At 70.3% G+C, this 10,199-nt stretch carries 8 protein-coding genes; 3 read left to right on the top strand and 5 right to left on the bottom strand.

The genetic code is table 11. The annotated features are described in order from the left end of the window. Positions 1-892 (top strand): winged helix-turn-helix domain-containing protein (locus D474_RS28055; RefSeq protein ID WP_017613211.1); only part of this gene is annotated, 892 nt, incomplete at its 5' end. Positions 893-1,051: 159 nt separating this feature from the next. On the opposite strand, the gene D474_RS0108765 is transcribed toward D474_RS28055, so the two are convergent. Together D474_RS0108765 and D474_RS0108760 are read right to left on the bottom strand one after the other, a co-directional pair. Beyond that, positions 1,052-2,194 carry an acetyl-CoA C-acetyltransferase gene (locus tag D474_RS0108765; protein WP_017613210.1) on the bottom strand — a complete coding sequence of 381 codons (1,143 nt, stop codon included), beginning with the start codon at positions 2,192-2,194 and terminating at the stop codon, positions 1,052-1,054. A gap of 106 nt (positions 2,195-2,300) precedes the next feature. Next, a complete protein-coding gene (locus D474_RS0108760; RefSeq protein WP_017613209.1) occupies positions 2,301-4,331 on the bottom strand; it encodes an MDR family MFS transporter in 2,031 nt (676 codons plus the stop codon). A 187-nt stretch (positions 4,332-4,518) separates the two neighbouring features. On the opposite strand from D474_RS0108760, the gene D474_RS0108755 reads away from it, so the two are divergent. Both D474_RS0108755 and D474_RS32630 read left to right on the top strand, forming a co-directional pair. Next, positions 4,519-5,661, top strand: a complete 1,143-nt coding sequence (locus D474_RS0108755; protein WP_017613208.1) for an acyl-CoA dehydrogenase family protein — start codon at positions 4,519-4,521, stop codon at positions 5,659-5,661. A gap of 35 nt (positions 5,662-5,696) precedes the next feature. Then, positions 5,697-5,864: a hypothetical protein gene (locus D474_RS32630; RefSeq protein ID WP_017613207.1), complete on the top strand. Its 168-nt coding sequence runs from the start codon at positions 5,697-5,699 to the stop codon at positions 5,862-5,864. 42 nt (positions 5,865-5,906) lie between these two features. On the opposite strand, the gene D474_RS0108745 is transcribed toward D474_RS32630, so the two are convergent. The 3 genes from D474_RS0108745 to pdxH all read right to left on the bottom strand — a co-directional run bounded on the left by D474_RS0108745 (position 5,907) and on the right by pdxH (position 10,102). Continuing rightward, on the bottom strand, positions 5,907-8,171 hold the full coding sequence (locus tag D474_RS0108745) for a SpoIIE family protein phosphatase (protein WP_017613206.1): 2,265 nt from the start codon (positions 8,169-8,171) through the stop codon (positions 5,907-5,909). A 149-nt stretch (positions 8,172-8,320) separates the two neighbouring features. Beyond that, entirely contained in the window at positions 8,321-9,019 is a 699-nt protein-coding gene (locus D474_RS0108740) for a metal-dependent transcriptional regulator (protein ID WP_017613205.1), read from the bottom strand. Between the two features lie 408 nt (positions 9,020-9,427). Continuing rightward, the gene (gene pdxH, locus D474_RS0108735) at positions 9,428-10,102 is read right to left on the bottom strand and encodes a pyridoxamine 5'-phosphate oxidase (RefSeq protein WP_017613204.1); all 675 of its coding nucleotides are present in this window, start codon (positions 10,100-10,102) and stop codon (positions 9,428-9,430) included. Positions 10,103-10,199 lie beyond the last annotated feature (97 nt).

The following is a 10,199-nucleotide window of genomic DNA, read 5'->3' as shown; positions in this document are numbered from 1 at the left end:
GGACGCCAACCGCCATCGGCAGGACGGCTGGGTCTCCCCCATCCGCGAGCGGCGCCCCGACCTGGTCGAGGCGGCCCGGGAGGAGGTCGAGCGCATCGGCCCCGCCACGGCGCGCGAGGTCGAAGCGGCGCTGGCCCACGACGCGCCCCGCGCCAAGGAGCACTGGGGATGGAACTGGTCCGAGGTCAAGAAGTGCCTGGAGTACGCGTTCTGGGTCGGCGACGTGATGACCGACGGCCGCACCGCCCAGTTCGAGCGCCGCTACGACCTCACCGAACGGGTACTGCCGCCCGAGCACCTGAACGCCCCGCAGCTGGGGCCGGAGGACTCCGCACGCGAGCTCGTCGCGATCGCCGCACGCGCCCACGGGGTGGCGACCGAGCCGTGCCTGCGCGACTACTTCCGGCTACGCCCGGGCCTTTCCCGCCGGGCCGTGGCCGACCTCGTGGACTCGGGTGAGCTGCTGCCGGTCACGGTGCAGGGCTGGGACCGCCCCGCGTACCTGCACCGCGACGCCCGAGTCCCGCGCTCGGTCGACACCCGCGCGCTGCTGAGCCCTTTCGACCCGCTCGTGTGGACCCGCGACCGCGCCGAGGAGCTCTTCGGGTTCCGGTACAGGTTGGAGATCTACGTGCCCGCCGAGAAGCGGGTGCACGGGTACTACGTGTTGCCGTTCCTGCTCGGCGAGGACCTCGTGGCCCGCGTCGACCTCAAGGCCGACCGCCGCGCAGGCGTGCTGCTGGCCCACCGCATCACCCTCGAGCCCGGCGCACGCGACGACGCCCTGCCCGAGCTGCACGAGCAGCTCGTCGAGACGGCGGCCTGGCTCGGCCTGGAACACGGTGTCTCCGGCGCGGGACTGCACTCCCCCGTCACCCCCGACCCCGCCTGAACGCGGACGCTCATCGGCTCCGCGTGAGATCCGGGGGCTCGGAGCAGGCCCGTAGGCCGTGGACCGCGCGAACGCACGCCCGCACTCGAGAGCAGGTAACCGGGCACGACGAAGGGCCGTGCCGCCGACGGGCGGGCACGGCCCCGGGAGCGCGGAGTGTCAGGCGCGCTCGATGATGGTGACGTTGGCCTGTCCGCCGCCCTCGCACATGGTCTGCAGGCCGTAACGGCCGCCGGAACGCTGCAGTTCGCCCACGAGCTTGGTCATGAGGACCGCGCCGGTGGCACCCAGCGGGTGGCCCAGGGCGATGGCGCCGCCGTTGGGGTTGACCTTGGCCGGGTCGGCGCCCAGCTCGTCGGTCCAGGCCATCGGCACGGGCGCGAAGGCCTCGTTGATCTCGGTGACGTCGATGTCGTCGATGCTCAGGCCGGCCTTCTCCAGCGCGATGCGGGTCGCGGGGATCGGGGCGGTGAGCATGTAGACCGGGTCGTCGCCCACGAGGGAGAGCTGCACGACCCGGGCCAGCGGCGTCAGGTTGTGCTTCTTGACCGCCGCCTCGGAGGCGATCAGCACGGCACCGGCACCGACGGAGACCTGGCTGGCGACGGCCGGGGTGAGCTCCCAGCCCTCGCGCAGGGCGTTGAGGCCGGCCATCTTCTCCAGGGTGGTGTCGGCGCGGACGCCCTCGTCCTGGTTCACGCCCGCGAGGGGGGCGATCTGGTCGTCGAAGTAGCCGCCCTCGAGGGCCTCGGCGGCGCGCTGGTGGCTCTCGAGGGAGAACTGCTCGAGCTGCTCCCGCTTGTAGCCCCACTTCTCGCACATGAGCTGAGCACCGCGGAACTGCGAGATCTCCTGCATGCCGTAGCGCTCGAACCAGCCGTCGCCGTACAGGCCGATGCCGTTGTCGATGGCGAACTGGACGTTGGAGCCCATCGGGACCATGCCCATGTTCTCCACGCCGGAGGCCACGACGAGGTCCTGTGTGCCGGACATGACGCCCTGGGCCGCGAAGTGCAGGGCCTGCTGGGAGGAGCCGCATTGGCGGTCGATGGTGACGCCGGGGACGCTCTCGGGCAGCCCGGCCGACAGCCACGAGGTGCGGGCCAGGTCCAGGGCCTGAGGGCCGACCTGGCTCACACAGCCCATGATGACGTCCTCGACGGCTTCTGCGTCGACACTGGTGCGTTCGACGAGCTCCTTGAGCACGTGCGCTCCCAGGTCGGACGGGTGCACGCCGGCGAGGGCGCCCTTCTTCGTACCGACGGGGGTGCGGACTGCGCCGACGATGTAGGCCTCGGCCACGGGGTCCTCCAAGGGGCGTGGAATGGTGACGGTTCTGAACCGAACTGTATTCGGTTTGCCTCGCGTTGCAAGAGGCCGCCCCCCGTTAATGTGGTCCCGCCCACCCTCAGGGGCTGCGGTCCTCCCGGCCGAGCGAGCCGGCGTCCCCCTCGTCACCCAGGGTGTCGGCTGTCATCCGGTTGAGCGCAGCCACGATCTCCGGGTGCTCGTCCGGGGAGTAGTCCGACAAGAGCGACATCAGGGCTGTGCGCTGGGCCTCGAACAGGCGGCGGGCCGCGTCGGCACCGCGCAGGTTCAGCTCCCACGGTTCGTCGGCCGAGACGAGGTATCCCGCGTCGAGCAGCTCGCGGTGGGTCTCCTCCCAACCCTCCTCGCCCAGACCGGACATGCGCACCAGCTCCTCGCGGCGCAGCGGCCCCGTCACCCCCAGGTGGCTCAGCGACCAGCAGGCCCGGGGTGAGAGCTCGAGCCCGGCAGCCTCGCGCAGGCGTTCGTACATGTGCCCGGCGCCCTCGCGCCCGCACGCACGCATGACCTCGTACTCCACGTGCGCCATGGGGGCGCGGCTGCCCGCCGGGACCGGAGACACCGACTCGTCGAGGTCGGGGGTGCCCACGGTCGTGCGCAGCGGGATCTCCTTGAGGAACAGCGCGAGCACGAACCCGGCCAAGGCCAGCGGCACCGCCGACAGGAAGACGACGTCGACCGCCTCGGCGTAGGCCTCCAGGAACGACGCCTGGGCCTGCGGGGACAGCTGGTCGAGCGCGCGCGGATCGCTCTCCAGGGTTCCCACGTCGATGCCGGCCGGGAGGTCGATCTCCCCGGCCCGGGCGGCGATGTTGCCCGCCAGCTGAGCGGCGAAGATCGCCCCGAACACCGCGGTGCCGAACGAGCCGCCCACCGAGCGGAAGAAGGTTCCCGCCGAGGTGGCCACACCGAGGTCGCGGTAGGGGGCCGCGTTCTGGATGACCACGACCACGACCTGCATGACCAGGCCGATCCCCACACCCAGCGTGAAGAAGTACAGGCTCATGAGCGGCACGGGGGTGTCCGGACCCATGAGCGAGAGCAGGAACAGCCCCAGCGAGGTGATCGCCATCCCGGCGACGGGGAACGGTTTGTAGCGACCGGTGTGGGTGACCAGGCGGCCGCTGCCCAGCGAGGTCGCGAACAGGCCGACCACCATGGGCAACAGGTGCAGGCCAGAAGCGGTCGGCGACATCCCGTGCACGACCTGCAGGAACAGCGGCAGGAACGCCATCGATCCCATCATCGCGAAGCCGACGCAGAAACTGATCGCCATGCCGACGACGATGATGCGGTTGCCGAACAGGCTCAGCGGCAGCACCGGCTCCTCGGCCCGCCGCGCGGTGAGCCACCACAGGAAGCCGAACAGGACCGCGGCCGCCCCCAGCCCCAGCACCGGCGCCGACGTCCACGGGTGGACGCTGCCGCCCCACGAGGCCACCAGCGTCACACACACGGCGGTGGCGGCGATGAACACGATCCCCGCGTAGTCGACACGTCCGCGCCCGGTCGGCACGTTGCGGGGCAGCACCGACAGCACGGTCAGGAAGGCAACGATCCCGAGCGGCAGGTTGATGTAGAAGACCCAGCGCCAGGACAGGTGGTCCACGAAGAGTCCGCCCAGGACGGGGCCGGCGACGCTGGAGACACCGAATACCGCACCGAACAACCCCTGGTACTTGCCGCGCTCGCGGGGTGAGACGACGTCGCCGATGATCGCGGAGGCCAGCACCATGAGCCCGCCCCCGCCGAGCCCCTGCACGGCGCGGAAGAGGATGAGCTGCAGCATGTTCTGCGCCAGTCCGCACAGCATCGATCCGACCAGGAAGATGACGATGCAGGTCAGGAACAGGGGTTTGCGCCCGAACTGGTCCCCGAGCTTGCCCCACAGCGGGGTCACTGCGGTGACTGCGAGCAGGTAGGCGGTGATGACCCAGGACAGGTGGTTGAGGCCACCGAGGTCCGAGACGATCGTGGGCAGTGCGGTGGAGACGATGGTCTGGTCCAGCGCGGCGAGCAGCACGGTCAGCATGAGCGCCGACATGATGAGCGCGATGCGTCCTCCGTCGTGTTCCCGCCGGTCCCGTCGACCGGCCTGCTCCTGCGCCATGCGTTCCCCTCACGCCCGTCCGCGTCTTGTGCCCCGCACCCTAGGAACCTGCCGACCGGGGAGGTCCGGGAACCGCCGCACGGCCGGGAACTTTGCTGCGCCTTGGCCGGACCCCTTCTAAACCGAATCGGATTCGGTTACTGTGAAGTCACATCCAACGTGATCCCCAACACCCGGAGAGCAGCACATGAAGCGGGAACTGTTCGACTCCGACCACGACCTCTTCCGCGAGACGGTCGCGGAGTTCCTCAAGCGCGAGGTCTCCCCCTTCCACGCCGAATGGGAGAAGGAGGGGATCGTCCCCCGCGAGGTGTGGGCCAAGGCCGGCCGGGTCGGGTTGCTCGGCCACGGGGTCCCGGAGGAGTACGGCGGCACCGGGCTGAACGACTTCCGGTACAACACCGTGGTCAACGAGGAGGTCTGCAAGGCCCACGCCAGCGGGTTCGGCGTCACCCTCCAGAACGACATCATGGCGCCCTACCTGGTCGGGCTCACCGACGACGAGCAGAAGGAGCGCTGGCTCCCCGGCTTCGCGAGCGGCGAGCTCATCACCGCGATCGGCATGACCGAGCCCGGCACCGGCAGCGACCTGCAGAGCGTCAAGACCACTGCGGTCCGCGACGGCGACGAGTTCGTCCTCAATGGGCAGAAGACCTTCATCACCAACGGCATCAACGCCGACCTGGTCGTGGTGGTCTGCCAGACCGACCCCGAGGCCGGCGCCCAGGGCTTCTCCCTGCTGGCCGTCGAGCGCGGCATGCCCGGGTTCGAGCGCGGGCGCAATCTCGACAAGATCGGGATGAAGGCTCAGGACACCGCCGAGCTGTTCTTCGACGACGTGCGTGTGCCCGTCGGCAACATCATCGGCACCGAGGGCCTGGGCTTCATCCACCTGATGGAGAACCTGCCCCAGGAGCGGCTGTCCATCGCCACCTGCGCGGTCGCCTCCGCCGACTTCATGCTCCAGCACACCATCGAGTACTGCCGCGAGCGCACCGCGTTCGGTCGGCCTATCGGTCGTTTCCAGAACAGCCGTTTCGCCCTGGCTGAAATGGCGACCGAGGTGGACCTGGCCCGCACCTACGTGGACCGGGGCGTCGAGCTCCTGAACAGGGGAGAGCTCACGGTCGAGGACGCCGCGAAGGCCAAGTGGTGGACCACCGAGATGTGCAACCGGGTCATGGACCGCTGCCTCCAGCTTCACGGCGGGTACGGCTACATGATGGAATACCCCGTGGCGCGGGCCTGGCAGGACGCACGCATCCAGACGATCTACGGCGGCACGACCGAGATCATGAAGGAGATCGTCGGACGCGGCCTGGGCCTGTAGCCACAGAGCGCGCAGCAAGAAGGGTCGGAGCGGTAATGACCGGTTCGTGGGACGGCCTCATCGTGATGGGCCTGCTGGTGGTCCTGCTCGTGATCGGTGTGCGCTGGCTCCGGCCCAAGGTCCACGTCCCCTGGAGCACCAAGGGCATCGTGGTCTTCTTCGTGTTCCTGTGTCTGCTGCTGTGGGCGTGGTCCTGGCGGTAACCTGCGGGGGGCCGCGGACGAGTGCCGCTCCCACGCGGAACCTCAACCCTCGTCGGGGCCGTGCTCACCGAACATCGGCATCTCGAACCACACGGCCTTGCCGTCCGGGGTCGGCCGAGAACCCCACCGGGTCGCCAGCTGTTCCACCAGGTACAGCCCCCTGCCGCCCTCGTCGTCGGCGGCGGCGCTGCGGATCCGCGGCAGGCGCAGGTCGTGGTCGAAGACCTCCACCCACACGGTTTCGGCGCCGCTGCGCAGCCGGAGCAGGAACTCCTTCTCCGCGGGGTCCTCGGAGGCCTCGTCCTCCTCGGCGGCCGCCTCCAGCAGGTCGGTCCAGTCCTCGTCGAACTCGTCGTCACCGCCTTCGAGCGGGCTCTCGGAGTCGAACACCCCGCCACCGGCGAACTCGCGGTGCACAGGACGCGGGGTGGCGTGGATGACGACGTTCGTGACGATCTCCGACACGAGCAGACAGGCCAGCTCCGCCTGGTCGCGGTCCATGCCCCACGCCTTGAACGTCTGGGCGGCCAGGTGGCGCGCCTCCCCCACGGTCGAGGCATCGGAGCGGAACCAGCCCTCTGTCAGGGCGAGCTGATCGGAGTTGGTGCGCACCACCAACAGCGCGGTGTCGTCGTCGAGCTGGCCCGGGACGCTGTTCACCGCGGCCTCGGCGATCTGTTCGACGTCCTTGTCGGCGACCTCTGCGACCCGCTCGGTCATGCGCGCGAGCGCACGCTCGGGGTCGGGGCGCCCGCCCGCGGGGTGGCGGTCCACGAGACCGTCGGTGTACATGACCAGGGTCGCGCCGGTGGGCAGGCGCAGGTCGGCCTGGTGGTAGACGATGTCCTCGCCCGAGCCGCTCTTGGCGCGCACACCGAGCATGCGGTCGGGCAGCGCGAGCTCCAGGGGTTCGACCGAATCGGAGGTGACCAGCAGCGGAGGAGCATGCCCGGCGTTGGCGTAGGACAACTCGCGCGACCAGGCGTCGTAGACCATGTACAGGCAGCTGACGCTGGGGATCCACGTGCCGCCGTTGCCGTCGGGCTGGCCGAGCTGGCGCACCCACTCGTCGAGTTCGCGGAGGATGTCGGCCGGCTCGCGGTCGGCCTGGGCGAAGGCGCGAAGGGCGGCGCGCAGCTGCCCCATGACGGCGGCGGCGTGCGGGCCGTGCCCCTCGACGTCGCCGATGACCAGGCCCACGCGTCCGGCCGAGAGCGGGATCGCGTCGTAGAAATCGCCGCCGACCTGGGTCTGGACCCCGTACCCGTCCGCCTGGAACGGCCCGGCCGGCAGGTACCGGTGCGCAACGGTGAGCCCGTCGAGCTGGGGGAACCCGCGCGGCAGGAGGCTGTGCTGGAACGCAAGCGCCGTGCTGCGCTCGTCCTCGAACAGGCGCGCGTTGTCGATGGCCAAAGCCACCCGGGAGGCGATCGCGCCCACGAGGTCGCGGTCGAACCCGCCGTAGGTGTTCTTCTGGCGCGGGGACAGCCCCGAGAGGGCCAGGGTGAGCACGCCCAGCACCTCGCCGCGCGCCCGAAGCGGGGCGGCGATCGCGGAGGTGACGCCGACCTGGCGCGAGACCCGGTCGGAGCGGTCGTTGGGCGAGTTCGAGAAGAGGTGGTCGCTGCTCACGACCGTCTCGAGACGGCGCAGCGCCTGGGTGACGAAGTGGCGTTCGGGGTAGCGGACCTCTTCGCCGGGCTCGACCCAGCTGCGCGGCGGGGGCGTCCACCCCTCGGCGTGCACCGACACCTGTCTGATGAGCCGGTCGTCGTCGTAGAGGTCGATGAAGCAGTGGTCGGCGAACTGCGGGACGAGGATCCCGGCCACGCCCTTGACCGTGGAATCGAACTCCAGCGAACCGGCCAGCCGGCTGCCGATGCGTTCCAGCAGGCCGTACTGCTCCTCCACGCGCCCGCTGCGCAGGGCCTCGCGGGCGATGAGTGTGATGCCGTCGATCTCCCCGGTCTCGTCGTCGCGCACCGGGACGGCCTGGGCGCGCACGTGGATCCACGTGCCGTCACCGCGCAGGACCGCGAACGTGCCTTCCCAGGGCTCCCCCCGCAGGACACGGCGGGCGAGCTGGACGGCGTGCTCGCGGTCGGACTCGTGGATACCGATGTCGAGCAGGGAGAGGCCGACGTGGTCGCGCCCGTCGACGAAGCCGAAGAGTTCGCGGGCGAAGGGGTTCCAGTAGCGCAGGTTGCTGTGCCGGTCGATGACGACGACGGCGATCTGCGCCTGTTCGACCACGGCGGCCGTGGTGAGAGCGTCGCTCTCCCGGGAGGGCTCACCCCACCGTGTCATCTAGCCGCCACCTCGCCGTCATGAGCTGCATTCCTGCCCGCTCCGGGTACCCCGAACGACCGCACCTACGGGTGAGCGTAGCAACACCGTCAACGCTTCCGCAGGCATTGTCACAATCCTGATGAGCAGTCACCGTTCCTGGTGAGGTCTCAAGGTTTGGCGACGAAGATGTGTCCGGCGACGTCGCCGGACAACTCCGTGCCACCGTCCTCGTCGATGACCCGGACCCCGCCGTCGGACGCCCGCATCACGACGTCCTGACCCGGTCGTACCCCGGCCAGGCGCAGACTGCGCATGATGTCGGCGTCCGATTGGATCTGCTCGCTGATGCGCCGCACCGTCACCGTGGACTCGCTGCCCGAGGCCGCGTCGACCATGGGGACGATGGAGTCGTCGGTGAAGGGTTCCGGCGCGTAGTCGGCCAGGCCCAGCTCGTCCAACCCGGGGATGGGGTTGCCGTGCGGGCAGACCGACGGTGCGTTCATGAGGGAGACCAGTCGCTCCTCGACCGCTTCGGAGATCACGTGCTCCCAGCGGCAGGCCTCGATGTGCACGTCCTCCCAGGGCAGCCCGATGACGTCGACGAGCAGACGCTCGGCGAGCCGGTGCTTGCGCATGACGTGCGTGGCCAGACGGCGTCCTTCGCCGGTCATGACCAGGTGGCGGTCGTTCTCGACCCGCAGCAGGCCGTCGCGCTCCATGCGTGCGACGGTCTGGCTCACCGTCGGTCCGCTCTGGTGCAGACGCTCGGCGATGCGCGCGCGGAGCGGGACGATGCCCTCCTCCTCAAGCTCGAAGACCGTGCGGAGGTACATCTCCGTCGTGTCGATCAGCCCGTGTGCGGTCACGTCTCCCCTCCCAAGGCTTTGTGCCCGGCGCGCGTTGACGGCGGACACGGCAGGTCTCTCACAACACAGGCCAGGACGGCGTGATTCCCAGTGGCCGGCGGGGACCGGGGCGTCCGCAGGGCCGCTGGAGCGACCACCGTTGACTCCAGCATATCGCGGTGCGGGCGTCGTGCATTTCGCACGGACTCACGATGCGGACACGGTTCCGTCGTGTGAGCCCCTGTGGCGCAAGGGTCCTCTGCCCTTGTTCCACGGTCCGGGGTGACGAAGGCGGAGGTGTCCGAGGGTCCGCACCCCGGTGCGCAGTGTGCTCGGTGGCGCTCCGAACGGGCGTGCGGAGCGACGAAAATCACCATCATCGGGGCTTTCGGAGGTTCGCCGGGAGGTGTTGGGGAGCTGCCGCGGGGTTCAGGGGGCCAGGCGCTCGATCGTCCAGGCGTCCCCGACGGCAGCGCCCGGGTCGGCGCCGACTCGCAGGTACCGGAAACGGTCGTGCATCCGGTCTACCCCGCCCTGCCAGAACTCGGCCTCCTCCGGGACGAGCCGGAACCCGCCCCAGTAGTCCGGCCGGGGGATGTCCCGGCCCGGCTCCCACACACTGTCGAACTGGGTGTAGAGGCTCTCGAGCTCGGTGCGGTCGGCCACCGGGGCGGACTGGCGCTCGCTGGCCCAGGCCCCGATGCGCGAGCCGCGAGGGCGGGAGGCGAAGTAGCGGTCGTTCTCCTCGTCGTCGAGGCGTTCCACCCGGCCGGCCATGAGGACCTGGCGGCGGATCGGGTGCCAGGGGAAGACCACGCACGCGCGGGGGTCGGCCTCCAGAGCGCGCCCCTTGCGGGAGGTGTAGTTGGTGAAGAACCGGATCCCGGCGCTGTCGTAGCCCTTCATGAGTACGGTGCGCCCGCGGGGCATGCCGGACGGTTCGACCGACGACAGCACCATCGCGTTCGGTTCGGGCAGGCCGATGTCGTAGGCCTCCTCGAACCAGAGGTGGAACTGGGTCATGGGGTGGCCGGCCATCGCGGAACGGTACAGGGGACGGCCGTGGTAGGCCCTCCGCAGACCGGCGGGGTTCGGGTGCTCCACGCGCTCATCCTCTCGCGCGCGGCCTCGGCCGCGTCAACCAGCCCGCCGGAACCGGGCCCCGGCGGGCGTTGGCGGGAACACGGCCCGGACCGCCCGA

It is taken from the genome of Nocardiopsis salina YIM 90010 (assembly GCF_000341025.1).
GTDB lineage: Bacteria > Actinomycetota > Actinomycetes > Streptosporangiales > Streptosporangiaceae > Nocardiopsis > Nocardiopsis salina.
This window is presented reverse-complemented; position numbering and strand designations above follow the sequence as displayed.

What these genes read in the sequence shown, in the direction of transcription:
- D474_RS32630 (WP_017613207.1), top strand. Translation starts at nt 5,697, where the DNA reads ATGACCGGTTCGTGGGACGGCCTCATCGTGATGGGCCTGCTGGTGGTC.
- D474_RS0108745 (WP_017613206.1), bottom strand. Translation starts at nt 8,171, where the DNA reads ATGACACGGTGGGGTGAGCCCTCCCGGGAGAGCGACGCTCTCACCACG.
- D474_RS0108755 (WP_017613208.1), top strand. Translation starts at nt 4,519, where the DNA reads ATGAAGCGGGAACTGTTCGACTCCGACCACGACCTCTTCCGCGAGACG.
- D474_RS0108760 (WP_017613209.1), bottom strand. Translation starts at nt 4,331, where the DNA reads ATGGCGCAGGAGCAGGCCGGTCGACGGGACCGGCGGGAACACGACGGA.